Raw genomic sequence first — 19,961 nt, 5'->3', positions numbered from 1 at the left:
GTTGCATGAGTTCTATAACGGTGCGGACGACAGTCGTTCCGGGGCGGTACGGGAGCTACGGCGGGCGATACGTGCCGGAGTCCCTGATCCCCGCCTGCGAGGCGGTCGCCGAGGCCTTCTCGGAGGCGTGGGCCGATCCCGGGTTCCGCGGCAGCCTCGCCGCGCTGCTGTCGGCGTACGCGGGACGGCCGACCCCGCTGACGCCGGCCCTGCGGCTGTCGGCCGAACTCGGTGTAACGGTGCTGCTCAAGCGGGAAGACCTGACGCACACCGGATCACACAAGATCAACAATGTGCTGGGACAGGCGTTGCTGGCCCGGCGCATGGGGCGTACGCGCCTGATCGCCGAGACCGGGGCGGGCATGCACGGCGTCGCGACGGCGACGGCCGGTGCCCTGCTGGGTTTGCCGGTGAAGGTGTTCATGGGCGAACGCGACGTGGAACGCCAGGCGCACAACGTCTTCCGTATGCGGCTGCTGGGCGCCGAGGTCGTTCCGGTGACCACCGGCAGCCGTACGCTGAAGGATGCCACCAGCGAGGCGATGCGCCACTGGGTGACAGACGCCGACGAGGCGTACTACTGCGTGGGCTCGGTCATCGGTCCGCACCCGTATCCGACGATGGTCCGCGAGTTCCAGCGCGTCATCGGTGACGAGGCCCGGCGGCAGTGCCCGGCCGAGCTGCCCGCTGCCACCCCCGACTACGTGGTCGCCTGCGTCGGCGGCGGCAGCAACGCGGCGGGCACGTTCGCCGGGTTCGTCGAGACATCGGCGAAGCTCGTCGGGGTGGAAGCCGAGGGCGGCTCCGGCGCGGCGAACGGGGAGATCGGCGTATTGCACGGCTTCCAGTCGCTGTTCCTCCAGGACGAGCACGGGCAGATCAAGGAGGCGCACTCGATCGCGGCCGGGCTGGACTACCCCGGCGTCGGCCCCGAGCACGCGTACCTGCGCGATCTGGGGCGCGCCCGGTATGTCACCGTCTCCGACGGGGAGGCGATCGCGGCCGCCGTCCGGCTCGCGCGGGCGGAGGGCGTACTGCCCGCCATCGAGTCGGCCCACGCGGTCGCCTGGGTCGTCCGCGCCGCCGGTACGCCGGAGCTGCCCAGCGGATCGACCGTGCTCGTCACGCTCTCGGGGCGCGGCGACAAGGACATCACCACCCTGATCGCGGAGGCGGACCTCGCATGAAGCTGCTGATGCCCTACATCACCGGCGGGGTCGTGCCAGGCTGGACGGCGTACCTGAGCGCCTTCGAGCACGCCGGAGCCGACTTGATCGAGGTCGGGCTGCCGTTCTCCGATCCCACGGTGGACGGTCCCACCATTCAGGAGTCCTCGGACGCGGCGCTCGCCCGAGGCACCACGCCCGCCTCGGTCCTGGAAGACCTCGCCAAAGTGCGGATAGACATCCCCCTCATCGCCAGCACGTACGCCAACCTCGCGCTGCGGCCCGGGTTCGGTGACGCGCTGACGGCGGCCGGGGTGACCGGGCTGATCGTGCCCGACCTGCCCCTCGACGAGCTGGCCGGGCTGGACGTGCCGGGCGTCCAGGTGAGTCTGCTCGCCTCGCCCGCCACGCCGGACGACCGGCTCGCCGAGATCGGCCGGCGCAGCCAGGGCTTCGTGTACGCGATCTCGGTCATGGGCACGACCGGCGAACGCGACCGGCTCGCACCGTCGGCCGCCGCTCTGGCTGCCCGGCTCAAGCAGGTCACGGACCTGCCCGTGCTGCTGGGCTTCGGCATCTCCACCCCGGAGCAGGCGGCCGAGGCGGCGGCGGTCGCCGACGGGGTCATCGTCGGGGCGGCCGTCATGCGGCGCATCCTCGACGGGGCGGGTCCCGCCGAGGTCGGCGCCTTCGTGGCGTCGCTGCGGGCCGCGCTGTCTCTGGTGGCCCTCGTGCGATGATCGGCGGTGGCGCAGATCAGCGACAGCCGCGCGCCTCAAGATCGGCGGCTGCCGCCGATCTGTAACACCAGAGCACGCTGATCGGCGGAAGCCGCCGATCATGGGAGCGGACACAGCCGACGCAGCGGGAGGGAGAACAGTGGCACGCTATCGGGCCATCGCCGCCGACCTCGCCGCAAAGATCCGCGACGGTCATTACGTGCCGGGCGAGGCGCTGCCCGCGCAACGCGAGCTGAGCACAGCGTACGGCGTCACTTTGATGACGCTGCGGCAGGCCCTGCGCGAGCTGAGCGCCGAGGGGCTGATCGTCCAGCAGCCCGGCAAGGGCACCTTTGTCGCACCGCCCCATGCGGCGTACCAGCTGGGATCTTTGCGGAGCTTTGGCGACGATTTGCGCGAGCAGGGCCACGAGGTACGCACGATGGTGATCTCCCGCGCGCAGCGCCGCGTGCCCTCGCGCGTCGCGGCCCGGCTGCGGGTCCGCGCGGCCGAGACGGGCCTGCGCCTGGAGCGGGTCCGCGCGTTCGCTGGCCGCCGCGCCATTCACCAGATCTCCTGGGTACGCGAGCCGCACGCGGACCGGTTGCGCGACGTGGATTTCACCGGCACGTCGTTGTACGCGGCCCTGGCCGACCTCGGAGTGGTGGTGGCCCGAGCGGCGGAGACGATCCGGCCGGAGGTGCTGAACGCGGACGTGGCCCGGTATCTGGACGAGGACGAGGGAGCGCCGGTGCTAGTCAGCGACCGGATCACGTACGCGCCCGACGGGACGGCCCTGGTGGCGGACCGGGCGACGATGCTGGGAAGCATGATGCAGATCACCGCCGAGCGGGCCGCCACTGGGCTGTCCCTCCACTGGGGAGCGGTCTAGCCCGGCCTAGACCGTCTCGCCGACGATCTCGCCTCCGGCCGTTGGAATGACCGTCACGTCGACCTCCTGTAGTTGGAGGACATTGACGTGGTTACCGACTCCCTTATCGCGGAACTGTAGTGATCGCAGCTGCCCGTCCGTTGAGTGTTCCCCTAACGAAAGCCTGTGCCGGTTGGTCATGCCAGAGGAAGCGGGGACCGGCGCGACGCCGCAGAGTCTGGCCCAGGCCGGTTCGGAGCGGACCCGGTCGATGTTGTCGCGGGCGACGATGAGCATCTCCGCGGCGGTGTCGGCGCCCACGCCGAACGCAGCGACCAGTTGCGGCACGAGCTGGCCGGTGAGTTCGGCGAGCAAGCCTCGTCGGTCTTGATTTCGTCGTTGAGTTGCTGCCAGCGACGGGCGAACGACCGCAGGGTGTGCTTCGTCGCGGCGAGCACGGTGGTGATCGGACCGCGACGCGGGCCGGCGCACCGCTCGATCAGGGCCATCTTCGACATGGGTTGCAACGGTTCGCGCAGCTCGGGAGCCGCGGTGACCAGCACCGCCTCGAGGGTGATCATCGCGGCGGTGCGGGCCTTGACCGCGACGTCCTTGGCGACCTTGATCTGGCGGATCATCTCCACCGTGCCGTCGTCGGTCTTCGGGACGCTTGTGGCGTTGCCGGCCAGCACCGAGCGAGCGGCGTTCTCGGCGTCGAGGGTGTCGCTCTTGCCACGCAGCCGCCGATCCCGGCGGTCGGTGCGCAGGACCTCGATCACCCCGAGACCACGCCGGCGGACGGCGGAGGTCAACCCTGCCCCGTAGGAGCCGGTGCCCTCGATTGCGAAAATCAGCTTCTTCACGCCGAAGCCGGCCGCCCAGTCGATCAGCTGCTCATAGCCGCCTCTGTCGGCGGGGGACGAGCGGCCGTCGAGGCGGCCGCCGATGTCGTCCAATGCGACGGCGACGTGGACGTGCTTGTGGTTTCGACGCCGATGACTACTCGACGTCGACGCGGGTCGGGGTTCATGCTCGACATCGCGGGCTCCAGCTCAGACCAGGGCGACAGGGGTTCGTGACGCTGGCCGGCCGGGTGGACGGGACTGTGACGGGACGTGCTGCGATCAGGCTCCTATGAGGTCACTGCCCGCCCGGCCAGCACCACTGGGTGCTGCACCGCCAGGCAGACGACAGAGCAACAGCAAGGACACCCGAACCGCGGGGTCAGTCGTAAGCAAGAGTCAGGCCACCTGACGGCGACTCAAAGTCTCACGGTCGTACGAGTCGCCGACGGAGCCCATCGAGGGCAGGATCCCGTTGTCCTGTAAGCGTTGCGCGAAGCGAAAGGACGTGTAGTTGGCGGCCCTGTCCGAGTGGTGGATCAACTGGCCGTAGCGGACGTTGCGTGACCAGATGCCGTATTCGAGGGCGGCGAGGATGAGGTCGGTGTCGCAGCGGTCGGAGATCTTCCAACCGACGATCCGGCGGGAGAACGCGTCGCGGACCGCCGCGAGCCAGAACACGCCCTCGCCGCAGGGGATGCGGGTGGCGTCGGCGACCCAGAGCCGGTTCGGCCCGGTCGCGGTGAAGTTCCGGTTTGATCAGGTCCGGTGCCGGCGTCGCGTTCGGGTCCTGTCGGGTCGAGCCGCCGCGCCAGCCGCGACGCAGGAACGCACCCTGCCAACCCTGGGAGGCCATCAACCGCTCGACCCGCTTGCGGCCCACGCTGATGCCGTCGCGGCGTAGCTGCCGGTGCACCCGGTCCGCGCCGTAGGTGTGCCCGGACGCCGTCCATATCTCGTGAATGTTGGACGGCAGGCCGAGGCAGCGCTGTGACCCTGACCGGGCGCGGGCTGGCCGAAGGGGCTGGCCCTGGGGCTAGTAACTAGCCGAGGAACGTGACGTACAGCAGATACACGTTCAACACGATGATCACTGCGGCGATGCCACCCGCCGCCGCCGTGGTGGCCCGGCTGTTGACGAACGAGCCCATGATGTCCGCGCGGCGGGTGAGCAACAGCAACGGGACCAGAGCGAAGGGGATGCCGAACGACAGGACCACCTGCGAGACGACCAGGCTGTCCGTGGCCGGCAGGCCCAACCCCAGCACCAGCAGTGCCGGGAGCATTGTCAGCCCGCGCCGGACGAACAGCGGGATGCGCTGGCGGATGAAGCCCTGCATGACGACCTGCCCGGCGTAGGTGCCCACGCTCGACGAGGACAGTCCGGAGGCGAGCAGGGCCACGGCGAACGCGAGGGCCGCGCCGCCACCGACGAGGTGGCCGAGCCCGGCGTGGGCGGCCTCGATCGAGTCGACGTCGGCATGGCCGGTGCGGTTGAACAGCGAGGCCGCGATCACCAGCATGGACAGGTTGATCACACCGGCCGCGCCGAGCCCGACAACCACGTCGAGCCGCTGGAAGCGCAGCAGCTCGTGGCGTTCGGCGTCGTCCCGGCAGGCCACCCGGGCCTTCGTCAAGGCGGAGTGCAGGTACACCACGTGCGGCATTACGGTCGCGCCGATGATGCCCGCCACGAGCAGCAGGCTGTCGTTGCCGGCGAGCCCGGGAACCATCCCGTCGGCGACACCGACCGGGTCGGCGCCGACCACGGCCAGGTCATAGAGGAAACCGAGAAACACGATGCAGAGCAGCCCGACGATGGCAAGCTCGAAGCGCCGGTAGCCGCGCTGCTCCAGGCCGAGGATCCCGAACGCGACGACCGCGGTGATCAGCCCGGCCGGGAACAGCGGCACCCCGAACAGCAGGTTCAGCCCGACCGCCGCGCCGACGAACTCGGCCAGGTCGGTCGCCATCGCGATCACCTCTGCCTGGACCCACAGGCCGCGGGAGACCGGGCGCGGCAGGTGCTCGCGGCACAGCTCCGGCAGGTCACGCCCGGTCGCCACGCCAGCCTTGGCCGACAGGTACTGCACCAGCATGGCCATCAGGTTGGCCACCACGATCACCCAGGCCAGCGTGTACCCGAACCTCGCGCCGGCGGTGAAGTTGGTGGCGAAGTTACCCGGGTCGATGTACGCAACCGCTGCCACGAACGCCGGACCGAGCAGCGCCAGCACCCCGCGCAGCCGCCCGCGGGAGCGCAGCAGCTGCAGCGCGCTCAGCTCGGTGATGGGTGCGGCGGGCTCGGTGACGGCCGGTGGCCGGCCGTCACCGATTACGGGGCCCATGCCTCACCCGACCGACGGCCCAAGCCCGAGCGACTGCGGCGTACTGGAGTCCGGCGCGGCTGCTGCAGCCCCTCGTCCAGCGGCCCGAACTGGTCATCGGCGCCGGGCTGCCATCCCACGGTGTCTGCTCCTCGACGACCAGCGTGTTCGTGGTCGGCAGCAGGCCGGCCACCGAGGCGCCGTTCTGCAGCGCCGCGCGGGCCACCGGCGGTGGGTCGACGATACCCATCTCGATCATGTTGCCGAAGCTGCCCTGCGGCGCGTCGAACCCGTCGGGTGGCTCGGGTGGAGTTCGAGGTGCATCATGTGCTTCCTATCCTGGTCGTTGCCCGGCGGTGAAGGCGGCGATCCGGTGCCGCTGGGGTGGAGTCTGGCGCTGGCCGTGTGCCGGGCGCACGGGCCGTCCGGTACGGGCCTGGGAACACGCACCGCAGTGCGCGCCGGGACCGCGGCGATGGCCAGGTGATTAGCTGGCGGCCCCGCCGCTCATCGCGATGTCGCCGTTAAGGCCGGAGGGATAGAAGCCGCCGGAGTTCGCCGGGCTCGCGTTGAGGTACACGATATTCAGGACCGACTGGGCCGAGCGGCCGTAGGCGATGCCGTTGGCGTCCGTGGGAATGAGGTTCGCCTCGGCGCTGGTGCCGATACCCTGGTCGTCGTCGACCGGTCCGTCGAGACTGTTGCGGGCGTCGGAGAGCTTCTGCACGCCCGCGAAGACGGCATCGTCGATCATGCCTTCGTTGTAGAGCGCGGAGCGGACGATCCCGGCGTGGTACGCCTCCGTGGCGAGCAGACCCGCGGCAGCGTCCAGGTACGTCTTGTTGGACAGCAGCGGGGCCGCTCCTTTGAAAGCGGAGACGCCGACGTCCTCGAACAGGAACGCGGCGAACAGGAAGTTGAGATCGTTGGCGTACGGGTCGAACATCTCGCCCGACTTGATGAGCCCGGCCGCGGTGGCCGCCGCGGTGAAGCTCGTGTCAAGAGAGATCGCCGGACGGGAAACGGCGTGCTCCCCGAGGGCGGACCGCAGGAAGGCCACATGCTGCCGCTCGTCCGAGGCGATCTCCCGTGCGAACTTGCGCACTACCGAGTTGCTGAAGTTGACCATGCCCCCACCGGTCACCTCACCCCGGGTGCCGGTACCGGTGGTCATCTCGTCAGGCAGTCCCTGCCCCGTGGTGGCGCGAAGGTAGAACTCGGCTTCGAGGTATTCGAGGTTGAGGGCGAAGTTCAGGATCGTCGCGTCACTCGGCCCCGAGCCGTCCGGCGATCGCGCGGCGGGATTCGTCGGGTCCGTCATCGACGCGAGCTTCCGTCGATCGTCATCCGACTCTGCGCTGCGCGATACCGCCTCTTTGATGAACTTCTTTACCATGGAAGTCGGCCCCCGTTCCGATCCACGACACGCCGGGTACCCCATCGATATGTCGCCGGTGTGCCGCGCGCTACTGCCGTCGGCGCTCACGCTAGGGCGTGGCTGTCTCGGCCGTGCTCCTTTCCCTAACCTTCATCCGGGGGAGGTGCACGGCGGGGATGGCCGCACCACGGCGCAGGCCAACCAAGAGCGATGACAGATGGAACCGAAGACGATCGCGAACTTGTCCTGCCGTACGTGGGCCCCGGCGCGCAGCGGGGGTGTTGCCGTTGGACCGGCCATGACACCAACTCGCCGCCGCGACCGTGCGCGGCTCATCGGCGTGCTCGTCCCGGTCCCGCCTTCTCCCCGGCCGCCTCGGCCAAGGTCCAGCCGTTCTTGCCGGCCAGCGGCGACGGCAGGCCCAGCAGGTACGAGCGGGCACGCCGGCGCGGCTCCACCCGCCGAAATCGGCCAGCGATCCGCGCCATCAGGTCATCCAGACCGGGCACCTAACCCGAAAGATCGTCCACCGCCACAGGTGCGGGAGTCTACAATGGACGAGCGTTCCGGCGCCTGATCTGCACAACCGGTTCTAGTGTCGTGAGTCGTTAATTCGGCCGCAGATAGTAGGCTGTGGGGGTGGCTGGTCGTCCTCGTGGTCTTGTCGAGCTGACTGATGATGAGCGTGCGTGTCTGACCCGGTGGGCGCGGCGGGGTAAGTCGTCACAGGCGTTGGCGTTGCGGTCGAAGATCGTCCTGTTGTGCGCCGATGGGCTGGTCAATACCCATGTCGCGCAGCGGCTTGGTGTGTCGCGGGACATGGTGGGCAAGTGGCGTAGCCGGTTCCTGGCGCGCCGGTTGGAGGGCCTGGTCGACGAGCCGCGGCCTGGGGCGCCTCGCCGGATCAGCGACGACCAGGTCGAGGAGGTCATTGTTCGTACGCTGGAGCAGCAGCCGGCCAATCAGGACAGTCACTGGTCGACACGGTCGATGGCCAACGCCACCGGGTTGTCGCAGACCGCGGTGTCGCGGATCTGGCGGGCGTTCGGGCTCAAGCCGCATCTGGTGGACACCTGGAAGCTGTCCGCGGATCCGCTGTTCGTGGAGAAGGTCCGTGACGTGGTCGGCCTGTACCTGGATCCGCCGGTCAAGGCGATGGTGCTGTGCGTGGACGAGAAGTCGCAGATGCAGGCCCTGGAGCGGACCCGGCCGATGCTGCCGATGATGCCCACGGTCCCGGCCCGACAGACCCACGACTACGTTCGTCATGGTGTGGCGAGTCTGTTCGCCGCGTTCGACGTCGCCACTGGCACGGTCATCGGGCAGGTCCACCGCAAGCACCGTCACCAGGAGTTCCTGCGCTTCCTCAAGACCATCGACGCGAACACCCCCGCCGAGTTGGACCTACACCTGATCCTGGACAACTACGCCACCCACAAGACCCCGGCCGTGCAGCGATGGCTGGCCGCGCATCCCCGCTTCCACCTGCATTTCACCCCGACCTCGGCGTCCTGGCTGAACCTCGTCGAGCGGTGGTTCGCCGAACTGACCAACCGGAAACTGCGCCGATCCAGCCACCGGAGCCTCGCCGAACTCGAAGCCGACGTCCGCGCCTGGATCGACGCATGGAACGCCGACCCGAAGCCCTTCGTCTGGACCAGGACCGCCGACGACATCCTCAACAGCGTCGCCACCTACTGTGGCCGAATTAACGACTCAGGACACTAGCTGTAAGACTGCCAACGGAAGTGCGGCTGGAGTAGTAGGCGGCAGTGGTCGCAGGCACTCCGGTGATCTGCGGCCGACCGACAGGTGCAGGGCCAGGTGCTCCGCCTCGGCTCCTGTTGTCGTCATGCTGTCGTCATGGGCAGCCTATGTTGCGCCTGTCGCTTGGGGCTTCGCTGGCGTGTCGCTGCAACCCGGATCGGTTGTTGGCCACTGCGGTCAGACGCCTCGACCCGGCGCGGCCCATGCCCTGGCCGGGCTACGCTCTCGGCCCGCAGCCCACGACTCAGGACAGCCCGAGGCGTGGCCCGGATGTCCTACGGGCGGGTGCAGCCCGCCGGGGGCCCGGAAAACAGGCCTCACGTCACCGTCAGCAGCAACCTGCCCGGGTACGAAGTCTGCAGACGTCGATGCGCCTCCGCCGCCCGCCCCAGCGGGAACTTCTCGGCAACATTTACCTCGAACGGTCCAGCCTCGATGAGCTCGTTGAGGCGCCGCAACCGCTCGGGACCCGTCTCGCCGTTGTAGGCCCGGACCGTCACGCCGGGTCGCTCGCGCGGTACCGGTTGAACGCCGTTGGGGTACGCGAGCACGCCACCGTCGCGTAGCGCTTCGGTGAGCCTGTCAAGCGTCTCCCCACCGGCCATGGCCAGGATGCCGCCGACGCCGTCCGGCGCCACATCCCGGATCCGGGCGAGCACCTCCACGACGTCGCCGTGACCGTCGACGGACAGGTCGGCACCGAGCCGGGTCACCAGCGCCACGCCCTCCGCCCTGGAGGCAACAGCGATCACGCTGAGCCCCTGCCGCTTGGCCAATTGCACGGCCAGATGCCCCTGACCGCCGCTCGCGCCGAAGATCAAGACCCACTCCCCGGCCGGCAGGCCGAGGACGTCCAGGCCCGACAACGCGGTCAGCGCGTTGGCTGGCATGGCTCCCGCATGCTCCACCGGCACACCCGAGGGCAGCTTCGCGACGTACTGCGCCTTCGTCGCCGCGTACTCGGCGTAGAAGCCGCCTTTCGGCCGTCTGCGGCCATACACGTAGACCAGGTCGCCCACCGCGACGTCGGTCACCTGCCCGCCGACCGCGGCGACGGTGCCCGCCCCTTCGGCGCCGGGCACGATGGGAAATGCGGCGCCCTCCGGCACCAGCGCGCCCTCCCGCTCAAGGGCGTCCCACACCCCCACGCCGGCGCTCCACACCTTGAGTAGCACCTCGTCGTCGGCGATCTCCGGCACAGGCAGGATACGCGGTGTGATCACCTCCGGACCGCCGAACTCGTCGAAGGCCGCGGCCTGCATCCGCTCGGGCACATCCCCGTCGACCATATGGAATTCCTCTCCGCCCTGCTGCTCCCGGACGCCCGGCCCGCCGCGCGATGGCCGCCAGTACGTCGCCCTCCCGGCTTGGCGCTCCCGCCGCCATCAAAGTCGGGAGGTTCCCGCGGAGGCTTCGACGGATGCATCGCCCGCAGCCGGTGGTCCACACACGTCCCGGCCTACTCCGCACGCGCCAGCGTCACCGATCGCAGCATGCCCTGCCCCAGCCCAGTCGGCCCGCGCCTGAGCGCAGTTCACCCAGTCGGGCTACCGGCGGGAGCGGGCCGGAGCATCGCGCCCCGACGGCCGCTGAACCTGGGCAGTCCGACCGTGACCCCATACGGCAGCTCGCGCGGGATGCTGGCCGCGCGGCCCGGCCGGCTGCCGGCCCGCCACCTCGCCGGTCAACGGCCTGTCGTTGTTCGGCGGCCCTCCGGGCTCCCCGCTCTCCGCGCCAGCCGCCGGGCATCAGACGTGACAGCCGCAGAGCGCCAGCGGCAGCGGCCGGCGCGCGCCCAGGCGGCGGCGCGTACGGCCCGTTCAGGGCCGCCTTGAAGACGCGGTACTTGCGCCATTGCCCGAGGAGCTGGTCGTGACGCGCGGCAACCAGAACGCGAGACAGCCCCAGCTCCTCACCACTGCTCGTAGACGTTCGCGGCAGCGTCAGGCGTCGCCTCGCCTCGCTCTGCTTCGGCTTGACCTCCTAACCGGTGGCCTGGTCGACGAGCACGAGGCTGCGCTCCTCCGGGGCCAGGTCCTTGTTGCCCCGGCCGTGGAGGGCGAGGATGACCGGGCGCAGGCTGCGCCCGGTCATCGTGAGGACGTACTCGTAGCGCGGCGGCCGGTTTTGGTAGCGCCGGCGCTCCAGCGGGCCGGCGTCCACCGGGGACTTCAGGCGGCGGCCAGCATGTTCGGGGCGATGCCGAGGCTGCGCTCGAACTCGTCGAAGCGGGTGAAGCCGTCGAAGGCGTCAGGCATGATCAGCATGCTCCACCACTCGCCGACGTACTCCAGGCTGCGCGCGATCGGGCCACTCCATGTCCTCGAAACTGGTCCGCCGCCTGAGATCACGCTACCGGGATCGCGGGCTCGTCGATCACGCTTGCGTCACCGCCGCGGATGGGGCCCACGCTCCACGCGTTCAGCTCGTGCGGGGTGCCGAGCCTGATCGCGCTCACCTCGTCGAGCCGGGCGAACTGCGCCGGGGTCAGCGAAACGTCCAGCGCGCCCAGGTAGTCGTCGAGCTGCGCGACGCTGCGCGGGCCGATGATCGGCACGTACGCCGTGGCCGCCCGCGCGCCCTGCTGCCGCATCCAGGCGATGGCGACATGGGAGGCCGGCACGCCGAGCTCGGCCGCGACGTCGAGGACGGCGTCGACGATCGCGGTCTTCTGCGCGGTTTCCTCGAAGAACCCGACGGCCTTGAGGTCGCTGATCCGGCCGGTGGCGCCCTGTCGGTACTTGCCGGTCAGCAGACCGCCGCCGAGCGGGCTCCACAGCGCCGCGCCCAGGCCAAGCGCCTGCGCCATTGGCAGCAGCTCCCGCTCGGCGGTGCGGTCGACGAGGCTGTACTCGACCTGGATACCGGCGACCGGGGACCAGCCGCGCAGCTCGGCGATGGCGGCGGCGCGCGACACCCGCCAGGCCGGGAAGTTCGACAGCCCGAAATAGCGGATCTTTCCGGCGCTGACCAGGTCGTCCAGGCCGCGCAGGATCTCCTCCATCGGGGTCAGGCCGTCAGGGGCGTGCACCCAGTACATGTCCAGGTGATCGGTGTTCAGGCGGCGCAGGCTGGCCTCGAGGGCCTGGACCATGTACCGGCGGCTGTTGCCGGTGTTGGAGACGGTCTGCGGTCCGACGCCGTTCATGCTGTACTTGCCCGTCAGCACGAAGTGGTCCCGGTCGGCGCCCAGGAACTCGCCGAGCAGCTGCTCGGATTCGCCGGCCTGGTAGTTCTCGGCGGTGTCGATGAGCGTGCCGCCGGCTTCGGCGAACCGGTCGAAGATCTTGCGGGCCTCGGCGGGCTCGGCACCGGGGCCCCAGCCGCCACCGGCGCGCCAGCCGGTGCCGAAATTGGCGGTGCCGAGGCCGTACTCGGACACGCGCAGGCCGTTGTTGCGCCCGAAGGTGGTGTATCGCATGGGTGGACATCTCCCTAAGACGAGTAAGACGAGTAACTTGCGTTGTGTAAGCGTGGACGCGGGCCTTGGCGCCTGTAAGGTGTGTCGGGTCAGCGGCGGACGGTCACGACGATCTTGCCGACCTGGGATCCTGACTCGAGACGACGATGGGCCCCGACGATGTCCTCCAGCGGGAACACGGTGTCGATGACCGGCCGCAGGACTTTGCGGGCGACACCGTCGAGAATCCAGTCAACGGCGACCTTGCGGCGTTCGACGTCGGTGGTGAGGTCGAAGACTTTGTATCCGCGGATGGTCAGGCTCTTGCCGATCACCGCCAGCACCGGCAGCGTCGTGGCCTCGGTGCTCAGCGCACCGTAGACGATCACGGTCCCGCCGGGCGCGGCGGCGCCGATCAGACGCGCCAGAGCCGGTCCTCCCACCGGGTCGAAGATCACACGCGCGCCCTGCCCGTCGGTGAGCTCGTTCACCCGGGTGACAACGTCTTCCTCGGTCGTGGCGATGACCGCTTCGGCGCCGGCGTCCAGGAGCTGCTGACGCTTGGCGCTGGTGCGGGTCAGGGCCACAGGCCGGGCCCCCACACTGCGGGCGATCTGGATCGCGGCCAGCCCGACGCTGCTGGAGGCGGCCGGGACGAGCAGCGTGTCACCGGCCTTCAGGGCCGCGGTCTCGATGAGGGCGCCGTAGGCGGTCAGGTACTGCCCCCACAGGGCCGCGGCCTCTTCCCAGGACAGCGTGTCGGGGTGCTTGACCACCGCGGTGGCGGGCGCGATGGCCAGCTCGCCGTGGATGGGGTAGTCGGTGGCCCTGAAGGAGGGGATCAGGCTGACGGCATCGCCGACGGTGAAACCTTCGACGCCTGGGCCGATGGCGTCGACCTCACCGGAGGCCTCCCATCCGATACCGGAGGGGAGCTCCATGAGGTGGCCGCTGCGGAGCATGGCATCCGCTCGGTTCAGCCCGAGAGCTCTGGTGCGGATGCGGATCTCGCCCTGGCCGGGTTCGCGGACCTCGACGTCGTCCAAGGTCAGGACCTCGGGGCCACCGGTGGCGTGGAATCGGACAATCTTGCTCATGGGAGGTGTCTTGCCTTTCAAGTTGGAAGTTGGACCTGATCTGGTTGCTCGTAAGGTCGGAGGGCCCGGGGGGCTGCTCCGCGCAGATCGAGGGGTTGCAGTGCGGGGCGAGCCCCTACGCACCCGGTTCGGCCCCGGCGAGGCCGACGCGCGGCGCGACGAGCAGCATCACGGCGGTCGCCGCGGTCATCCCGCCGGCGACCACCAGTGCCATGGCGACGCTGCTGCCGCCGAGCACGCCGACCAGGGGGGCGCCCAGCGCACCCCCGCCGAACTGGACAGCGCCGAGCAGCGCCGCAGCGGTCCCGGCCGCCTCGCCATGCCGGGTCATTGCCAGGGTCGGGGCGTTGGGGAAGGCGAGCCCGATCGCGGCGAGCACAAGGAACAGTGACACCAGCAGTGTGGCCAGGCCACCGAGGCCGGTCACGGCGAAGAACAGCACGATGAACCCGCCGGCGGTGCCGGCGATCAGGGCGGCGCGCAGGATCTGCAGCGACGTGTACCGGCGCAGCAGTACCACGTTGAACTGGATGGCGCCGATGAGTCCGGCCACACTGGCCGCAAAAACAAGGCCGAACTGCTGCTCGTCGAGACCGTACTGCTCTTGCAGGACGAAGGACGAGCCCGCCACGTAGGCGAACTGGGCGGCGGAGTACAGCCCGACGACGAGTACCAGAGCGAGGAAGGCACGGTCGCGGAACAGCCGGCCGTACCAGTGCACAGTCGCCGCCGCACCGCCTCGGTGACGGCGGCGCGGCGGGAGGGTCTCCGGAAGGCCGAAGAGCGCAACTGCGATCAGCAGTACGCCCAGCACCGCCAGCGTCACGAACACGCCCTGCCAGTCGGTCCAGCGCAGCACCGCGCTGCCCAGGCTCGGTGCGAGAATCGGTGCCGCGCCAGTGACGAGCATCAGTCGCGAGAAGATGCGGGCGAAGGCGGATCCGCTGAACAGGTCCCGCACGACTGCAGTGGCGATCACCGTGGCGGCCGCCACACTGAGCCCCTGCAGCACGCGCAGCACGTCGAGTACGGCGATGTTGGGCGCGAACACGCACAGTATCGACGCGGCCACGTGCAGGATCAGCCCGGCCAGCAGCGGGCGGCGGCGGCCTGCCGCATCGGACAGCGGCCCGACGAACAGCTGCCCGACGGCCAATCCGAGCAGCGTCCCAGTGAGCGTGAGCTGCACCGCCGTCGTGGTGGTCGCGAGTGCGGCCGTCACGGCGGGCAGCGCGGGCAGGTACATGTCGACGGTCAACGGACCGATCGCGATGAAAGCACCGAGCATGAGCACCAGCCACACCCGCTGGCGGCCGGTCATCAGGTCACCCGGCAGCACCGGTTCGGCGCCGTCGGTGGTCACGGCGTCGCTCATGAGACCTCCCTCCAGACGATTTCGAACTCCGTATCCGTGCGCTGCACGGCGATGCCGTGTACCCCGCGCGCCGCCGCGCAGCCGTTCCAACCCGCGCGAGTACTGCCGATGATGGTCCTGATCTTTGTCATTGCGGTTCCTCTATAGGTTGCTTGGTCAAGCAACTATCGGCCGCAACGTTTCCTTCGTCAAGCAACTATGCTGGGAGGATGTCCATCATCACACCCGGCCGGACACCGGCCCCAGAAGGGCTACAACCCCTCAATCGGGACGAAGAAGCACTCGTCCGGAGCCTCACCCGCGCCATGTGCGCGCTGCCCCGTGCCATCGACGCAGACATGGTCCGCGAGCACCGGCTCTCCCTCACCGAATACACGGCGCTGATGCACCTGTCCGAGGCCCCCGACCGGCAGATGCGCATGAACGAACTCGCCGCCGCCTGCGAGATGTCCTTCAGCGGCATGACCCGCGTGGCACAACGCCTGGAAAGCGAAGGGCTGATCCGGCGAGTCAGATCCACGCATGACGCACGGGGCTGCAACGCCGTCCTTACCGATGCCGGTCTCGCCCGTCTTGAGGCTGCGTGGCCGACCAACCTCGCCGCCGTTCGCCGGCACCTTCTCGACCACCTGACAGGGATCGACCTCGCCCGACTCGCCAGGGCCATGCAGAACGTGGCCTCGTGAAATGAACGTGCGCTCGTCGGCGGCGCGCCATGGGTGTACGTCATCGAGATCGCCGCCGGAGCGTCGGGAACGGCGAGTCACGCCGTCCGGCTGTAGGGCGCCTGACCGTAGCCGTCGCGCGGGTGGCCGTCGTGTCCGCGGAACTCGGTCCCCGCCTCGGGTACGCCGTGGCCTGGCGGCGCGGTGACCACCAGGGTCCGTGTCACCAGGTCGGGCATGCCGCAGGCGATATGCCACAACTGCTTCGGTTTCACGACCGGACGCTCCGGGGCTATGCCTTTGTGCAGCCGGAGCCTTCCGGTGGGGTCGAAGCAAAGGTAATGCTCCTCGATCGCCTCCCGCAGCACGACCCGAGCAGCGTCACGACCGACCTGACGCTGACCGGTGCCCGGAGGTCCAGCGCGAATGCCTTGACGTCGTTGCGGCTGATCGCGTCCAGGTGCTGGTCGCCGAAGCGCGGCAGGATGTGCACCCGCAGCATCGACTCGTAACGGGCCAGGGTAAGGGCGCGATTGAGATGGCCAAGAACGAGCAGGCCGACGGCACTCGACGAGCGAGAGTCGGACAGATGAGCCTGGCGCTCGCCCTCACCACCGGCCCGATCCTCGTGGGTGGTGGGCACCACCGTGCTGCGATTCTTCTTCCGCCGCGTGGCTGATCCCCGGCCGATCCTGCTTAGATCTCGCTCATCATTGCTGGCTTGCCGCCTGGCATGGCCAGCTGGCCGCCATGGATGGGTTGATCGGTGCCGCGGGGCATTGCTGGTCCTCGCCGCGCTGATCAGATTCACCGTCGTCACGATCCGGCGAGGACTGGCGAGCCGGTCCCGATAGGCTCACGTCGACCTGCCGGCACTCCTCGGAGAAGCACCAGGCCCCGGAAGGGAAGCGGTGCTTTTGGATCCCCCACACGGCTCCGTTGGCCTACAGCCAGGGTGGGCCTCGGCTCACAGTTCTCGGCACCGGCGCGCGAAGCCTTCCTCCTGCGCAACTCGCTGCCGTTCTCAGTCACGAACGGGCGCATCTACGGGGGCGGCATCACCTGCTCGTCACTGTGGTGAAGGGACTCGCGGCAGCCGCGCCCTGCTTGCCGCTGACCCCACCTGCAGCCGTCCGCCTGCTCATGGAATTGCGCGTCCGCGGGAGTAGGGCCTTAGTGCTGTGCGGGCGGCTCTGACCACATTCGCCAGCGGGCCTCGCCCCGCGGCGGCCCTGTCTGTGGCAGGGGCAGACGTTTCGCTCCGGCTGCAACGCCTCCAGACTCCTGCACTGCCTTACACGGCACTCGCTCGGTACTGCGATCTCCAGCGACCGACCCGCGGCGCCTGACCCTCTGCGACCCCCATTGACCAACTGTCGCTTCGCTCTCGCCGAGGACAGCAAAACGGCGACCGACTCCGCACGCGCAGAGGCCACTGGTCGGGCCCTGCCTTCGGGAACCAGCCAGCGGCCGTGATCTCATCGGTGTCAGCTGGAGTAGCCTCGCTCGGCGATCCAGTCGGCGAGCTTCTCGTCGTCCATCCAGTAGTGCTTCTTCGGGTCGTACGGGTCGGCGACCTTCATCGCGTCACCGCCGTCGCGGTACCCGACGACGCTCACGTAGTGCCCGCCCGGGAACGGGTGCTTGTCGCCGCCGGTGTCGACCCCAGTGCCGATGGTGTTGGCCACCACGCCGCGCTTGGCGTCGACCGCCTCGATTACGTCAGTGCGCAGTTTGTCGACCTGTTCAGGCTTCGCCCTGGCCTCGGTGATCTTGGTGGTGTCGTAGCCACCACCGGTCACCTCGTTGAGCACCTGCGTGGTCTGGTCGGCCGAGTCGGTGCCGGCCTTGGTGGTGCCCAGCTTCTCGGCGACGTCCTTCTGGCTCAGCACCTTGCCCTGCGTGGACAGGGCGATTCGGGTCGCGGCCGGAGCACAGTAGTAGCCGTTCGGCTGCCTCTGGTAGTCGTGTTCCAGCACCCGCTTGCCCTCGCCCCCGGGAGGCGCGGGCGGCGCGGCGACAGGCTTGCCCGCGTTAGGTGCAGGCTGGGCGGCGACCGCCGGACCGGCGACGGCACCCCCCGTCACCACACCGGTGACCATCAGACCAGCAACGGACACGACGCTCCTGCGGACAATCGAGTTCATCGTGAAGCTCCCATCGGGGTTGACGCCTCCACGCGAATCGGAGGCGCAGCACCGCGGGGAGAGGACAACGCCCGCGGTACCTCGTTGGTGCCTCGGACACTCCCGGCTCCCGGGCTCTCGTCCGGCCTTCCGGGCTCTCACCAACGGTTACCCCACCCAGGTCCGGGAAAACGCTGCGAGCCTCCCGGAGTAGTGGGAGAATGCGCCCCGGTTCAGGCAACCCGGCCTACCGGGGTTCGGTGCGGCGATCGGGTCGCTGGGCAGGCGGGCGTCAGCGACGAGGGCGGCGAGGGGCGGCTTTTTCCGCACCCATCGCCTGTCGCTGGCCGTCTACGCGCTCGCCAAACCATGCCGAAAGGCATCCCGCCACACGACACGAAACGCTCGGCCGGGCAATCCCCGGCCGAGCGTTTCGAATCACCTCATCCCACTGTGACCGTTCCCCCTCCCACGTGCCCTCAGATGCGGCGGGCGGTGAGCCACCGGTCCGGCCAGTAGCCGACACCCTCCAGAATGGGTTCGCCGGACAGGTCGCCCATCGTCGGGCCGTCGGTCTGCGACCGGCTGGAGATGAACCGGTGGTGCCCGCCGTCGTCGAGGCCGAGGTAGATGCCCGAGTGGTCGATCTGTTTGTTCGGTACCGGCTGGGCGTTGAGGAACACCAGGTCGCCGGGGAGCAGGCGGTCGATGCCGCGGGCCCGCTGGCCGGTGTTGGGGCATCAACTGGACGCCCGGGCCGGATTCGGCCATCGCGTACGCGCGGCGCGGAAGACCCTCACCCGGGGTGTTCGTGCCCCGCAGCGGATACCCCAGCCGGTGCCTGTAGACCATCCGCAGGAAGCCGGAGCAGTCCAGAGCCAGGGCGCGCTGCGGCTCAGGCTTTTCCCTCTTGCCGTTTGGAAACATCCACGGCTCCTGCACGTAGTCGTAGAAGTCGGAGCGTTCCATCGCTGAAGGCCGACTCAGAGCTTTGTTATGTGCGCCGAGATCCGGGTATCCCGGCGACGCGGAAACCCCATCTGACGCCAGACGACGCATAGAGGGGAAATGAGCCCCATGGCCAACGGCCTGGACTGGAAATAGATCTGATAGGGGTCGAGGTGATGAACGGTGTATCGCGGATTTTCCAGCGCCTGGCAACGGTGGGTCCCGCTCGGCCGGATCATGCCCAAGCAGCTTGCCGAAATATCTGGACGACAAGGGCTCCGGAGGGGCGCCCACGGCGAGACCGAGACATGGTCCAGGTCCGGAGTTACCGGCGCGGAGGACCAGTGTTGGTACTTGGTACCTGCTTGCTGCTCACCCCCTTAGCTTGGCCCACATCCGTGCCTGCGCATGCGTCGAGCGCCAGCTTCGATGCAGCGCGCAAACGGGTCACTGGCGCGGTGGGCGGCGGGGCGGGCGCCACGTCAACTGCGACCATGAAGTTCACCATCGTGGCCAGGCCGAGCCGTGATCCGATCGCCAGCACCATAGAGCTGCAGAGCGGCCAGGTTTACGGCGTCGGTATGCCGGTGCCGGTGAAGTTCAGCGCGCCGATTCCGGATGGTGCCAAGGCCGATGTCGAGCGGCGCTTGTCCGTAAAGAGTGATCCTCCTCAGACTGGCGCCTGGCGGTGGTACGGCGACCAGCAGGTCATCTACCGTCCGAGGAACCATTGGCGGCCCGGCACCAAGCTGACGGTGACCGCAGGGTCGGGTGGTGTGCCGGCAGCCGGAAGCGTCGAAACCAGCCGCAGCGTCACGGCAACAATCGGCCAGCGGACCGAGTTCAAGATCTCCAATGACACCAAGCAGATGAAGGTCTTCCAGAACGACAAGCTGGTCAAGAAATTTCCCGTGAGCCTTGGCAAGCCGCTGACGCCGTCGTCCTCGGGCAACATGGTGATCATGAGCAGAGAAGCCCGCGCGCTCTGGGTGTACGGGCCGAATGAGCAACTCGACGTCAGGCACGCCGAGCGCCTCACCGGGGACGGCGAGTACATCCACGGAGCCCCGTGGTCGGTGGCCGACCAGGGTCAAAACAACGTCAGCAATGGGTGCACGAATCTGTCACCCGACAACGCCCAATGGGTGTACGACAACTCGCAGATCGGCGATCCGGTGACGGTCACCGGCACGGAGAAACGCCTGGATCCGAGCAACGGATGGACCGTTTGGGACATGAGCTGGGACGACTACGTCAAGAAATGACACCACGAAGAGAAT

General features: G+C 69.0%; 21 protein-coding genes and 3 pseudogenes. 7 read left to right on the top strand and 17 right to left on the bottom strand.

Translation table 11 applies throughout. The annotated features are described in order from the left end of the window. Nucleotides 1–14 precede the first annotated feature (14 nt). The 3 genes from trpB to GA0070624_RS26550 all read left to right on the top strand — a co-directional run bounded on the left by trpB (nucleotide 15) and on the right by GA0070624_RS26550 (nucleotide 2,777). A complete protein-coding gene (gene trpB, locus GA0070624_RS26560) occupies nucleotides 15–1,187 on the top strand; it encodes a tryptophan synthase subunit beta (RefSeq protein ID WP_425413559.1) in 1,173 nt (390 codons plus the stop codon). Next, on the top strand, nucleotides 1,184–1,906 hold the full coding sequence (gene trpA, locus GA0070624_RS26555) for a tryptophan synthase subunit alpha (protein ID WP_091345644.1): 723 nt from the start codon (nucleotides 1,184–1,186) through the stop codon (nucleotides 1,904–1,906). The genes trpB and trpA overlap by 4 nt, the downstream gene beginning before the upstream one ends. Nucleotides 1,907–2,045: 139 nt before the next feature. Continuing rightward, nucleotides 2,046–2,777 carry a GntR family transcriptional regulator gene (locus tag GA0070624_RS26550; RefSeq protein ID WP_091345643.1) on the top strand — a complete coding sequence of 244 codons (732 nt, stop codon included), beginning with the start codon at nucleotides 2,046–2,048 and terminating at the stop codon, nucleotides 2,775–2,777. A 6-nt stretch (nucleotides 2,778–2,783) separates the two neighbouring features. On the opposite strand, the gene GA0070624_RS37020 is transcribed toward GA0070624_RS26550, so the two are convergent. From GA0070624_RS37020 to GA0070624_RS34335, 8 genes and pseudogenes are all read right to left on the bottom strand, one after another. Further along, entirely contained in the window at nucleotides 2,784–3,053 is a 270-nt protein-coding gene (locus tag GA0070624_RS37020) for a transposase (protein WP_218105324.1), read from the bottom strand. Then, nucleotides 2,954–3,727, bottom strand: a pseudogene (locus GA0070624_RS26545) (IS110 family transposase); the annotation flags it as partial. The pseudogene GA0070624_RS26545 and the gene GA0070624_RS37020, both read right to left, overlap by 100 nt. A gap of 270 nt (nucleotides 3,728–3,997) precedes the next feature. Beyond that, a complete protein-coding gene (locus GA0070624_RS26540; RefSeq protein WP_245719003.1) occupies nucleotides 3,998–4,279 on the bottom strand; it encodes a DDE-type integrase/transposase/recombinase in 282 nt (93 codons plus the stop codon). A 148-nt stretch (nucleotides 4,280–4,427) separates the two neighbouring features. Continuing rightward, nucleotides 4,428–4,553, bottom strand: a pseudogene (locus GA0070624_RS37015) (IS3 family transposase); the annotation flags it as partial. A gap of 88 nt (nucleotides 4,554–4,641) precedes the next feature. After that, nucleotides 4,642–5,946 (bottom strand): Nramp family divalent metal transporter, encoded by a 1,305-nt coding sequence (locus GA0070624_RS26530; protein WP_091345641.1) that lies wholly within the window; start codon nucleotides 5,944–5,946, stop codon nucleotides 4,642–4,644. After that, on the bottom strand, nucleotides 5,927–6,184 hold the full coding sequence (locus GA0070624_RS26525) for a hypothetical protein (RefSeq protein WP_218105322.1): 258 nt from the start codon (nucleotides 6,182–6,184) through the stop codon (nucleotides 5,927–5,929). The genes GA0070624_RS26530 and GA0070624_RS26525 overlap by 20 nt, the downstream gene beginning before the upstream one ends. A gap of 228 nt (nucleotides 6,185–6,412) precedes the next feature. Beyond that, nucleotides 6,413–7,411 (bottom strand): ferritin-like domain-containing protein, encoded by a 999-nt coding sequence (locus tag GA0070624_RS26520; RefSeq protein ID WP_218105321.1) that lies wholly within the window; start codon nucleotides 7,409–7,411, stop codon nucleotides 6,413–6,415. Nucleotides 7,412–7,650: 239 nt separating this feature from the next. Then, a pseudogene (locus GA0070624_RS34335) lies at nucleotides 7,651–7,791 on the bottom strand (IS701 family transposase); the annotation flags it as partial. A 145-nt stretch (nucleotides 7,792–7,936) separates the two neighbouring features. Here GA0070624_RS34335 and GA0070624_RS26515 point away from each other — a divergent pair. Then, entirely contained in the window at nucleotides 7,937–9,031 is a 1,095-nt protein-coding gene (locus tag GA0070624_RS26515) for an IS630 family transposase (protein WP_176731874.1), read from the top strand. A gap of 356 nt (nucleotides 9,032–9,387) precedes the next feature. Here the strand turns inward: GA0070624_RS26515 and GA0070624_RS26510 are convergent, their stop codons facing one another. From GA0070624_RS26510 to GA0070624_RS26490, 5 genes are all read right to left on the bottom strand, one after another. Beyond that, entirely contained in the window at nucleotides 9,388–10,359 is a 972-nt protein-coding gene (locus GA0070624_RS26510) for a quinone oxidoreductase family protein (RefSeq protein ID WP_218105319.1), read from the bottom strand. A 694-nt stretch (nucleotides 10,360–11,053) separates the two neighbouring features. Further along, the gene (locus tag GA0070624_RS35420) at nucleotides 11,054–11,233 is read right to left on the bottom strand and encodes a winged helix-turn-helix transcriptional regulator (RefSeq protein WP_218105318.1); all 180 of its coding nucleotides are present in this window, start codon (nucleotides 11,231–11,233) and stop codon (nucleotides 11,054–11,056) included. 184 nt (nucleotides 11,234–11,417) lie between these two features. After that, nucleotides 11,418–12,491 carry an aldo/keto reductase gene (locus GA0070624_RS26500; RefSeq protein WP_091345639.1) on the bottom strand — a complete coding sequence of 358 codons (1,074 nt, stop codon included), beginning with the start codon at nucleotides 12,489–12,491 and terminating at the stop codon, nucleotides 11,418–11,420. 89 nt (nucleotides 12,492–12,580) lie between these two features. After that, nucleotides 12,581–13,567, bottom strand: a complete 987-nt coding sequence (locus GA0070624_RS26495; protein WP_091345638.1) for a zinc-dependent alcohol dehydrogenase family protein — start codon at nucleotides 13,565–13,567, stop codon at nucleotides 12,581–12,583. A 115-nt stretch (nucleotides 13,568–13,682) separates the two neighbouring features. Then, nucleotides 13,683–14,888, bottom strand: a complete 1,206-nt coding sequence (locus GA0070624_RS26490) for a multidrug effflux MFS transporter (RefSeq protein ID WP_091349848.1) — start codon at nucleotides 14,886–14,888, stop codon at nucleotides 13,683–13,685. Nucleotides 14,889–15,151: 263 nt separating this feature from the next. Between GA0070624_RS26490 and GA0070624_RS26485 the strand changes: the two genes are divergently transcribed. Next, entirely contained in the window at nucleotides 15,152–15,628 is a 477-nt protein-coding gene (locus tag GA0070624_RS26485) for a MarR family winged helix-turn-helix transcriptional regulator (RefSeq protein WP_091345637.1), read from the top strand. Nucleotides 15,629–15,705: 77 nt separating this feature from the next. Here GA0070624_RS26485 and GA0070624_RS35040 read toward each other — a convergent pair whose 3' ends face one another. Then, nucleotides 15,706–15,882 (bottom strand): hypothetical protein, encoded by a 177-nt coding sequence (locus tag GA0070624_RS35040; protein ID WP_176731889.1) that lies wholly within the window; start codon nucleotides 15,880–15,882, stop codon nucleotides 15,706–15,708. A gap of 17 nt (nucleotides 15,883–15,899) precedes the next feature. Next, nucleotides 15,900–16,253, bottom strand: coding sequence for a tyrosine-type recombinase/integrase (locus tag GA0070624_RS34330; protein ID WP_141715175.1), 354 nt, complete (start codon nucleotides 16,251–16,253; stop codon nucleotides 15,900–15,902). Between the two features lie 293 nt (nucleotides 16,254–16,546). Between GA0070624_RS34330 and GA0070624_RS36080 the strand changes: the two genes are divergently transcribed. Next, nucleotides 16,547–16,804: a M48 family metalloprotease gene (locus GA0070624_RS36080; RefSeq protein WP_245719002.1), complete on the top strand. Its 258-nt coding sequence runs from the start codon at nucleotides 16,547–16,549 to the stop codon at nucleotides 16,802–16,804. Nucleotides 16,805–17,094: 290 nt separating this feature from the next. On the opposite strand, the gene GA0070624_RS26480 is transcribed toward GA0070624_RS36080, so the two are convergent. Both GA0070624_RS26480 and GA0070624_RS26475 read right to left on the bottom strand, forming a co-directional pair. Beyond that, nucleotides 17,095–17,727 (bottom strand): C39 family peptidase, encoded by a 633-nt coding sequence (locus tag GA0070624_RS26480; protein ID WP_245719001.1) that lies wholly within the window; start codon nucleotides 17,725–17,727, stop codon nucleotides 17,095–17,097. A gap of 485 nt (nucleotides 17,728–18,212) precedes the next feature. Then, nucleotides 18,213–18,416, bottom strand: a complete 204-nt coding sequence (locus GA0070624_RS26475) for a hypothetical protein (RefSeq protein ID WP_091345635.1) — start codon at nucleotides 18,414–18,416, stop codon at nucleotides 18,213–18,215. Nucleotides 18,417–18,857: 441 nt separating this feature from the next. Between GA0070624_RS26475 and GA0070624_RS26470 the strand changes: the two genes are divergently transcribed. Then, nucleotides 18,858–19,946, top strand: a complete 1,089-nt coding sequence (locus GA0070624_RS26470; protein ID WP_091345634.1) for an Ig-like domain-containing protein — start codon at nucleotides 18,858–18,860, stop codon at nucleotides 19,944–19,946. Nucleotides 19,947–19,961 lie beyond the last annotated feature (15 nt).

The sequence above is a fragment of the Micromonospora rhizosphaerae genome, from assembly GCF_900091465.1.
Lineage (GTDB): Bacteria > Actinomycetota > Actinomycetes > Mycobacteriales > Micromonosporaceae > Micromonospora > Micromonospora rhizosphaerae.
This window is presented reverse-complemented; position numbering and strand designations above follow the sequence as displayed.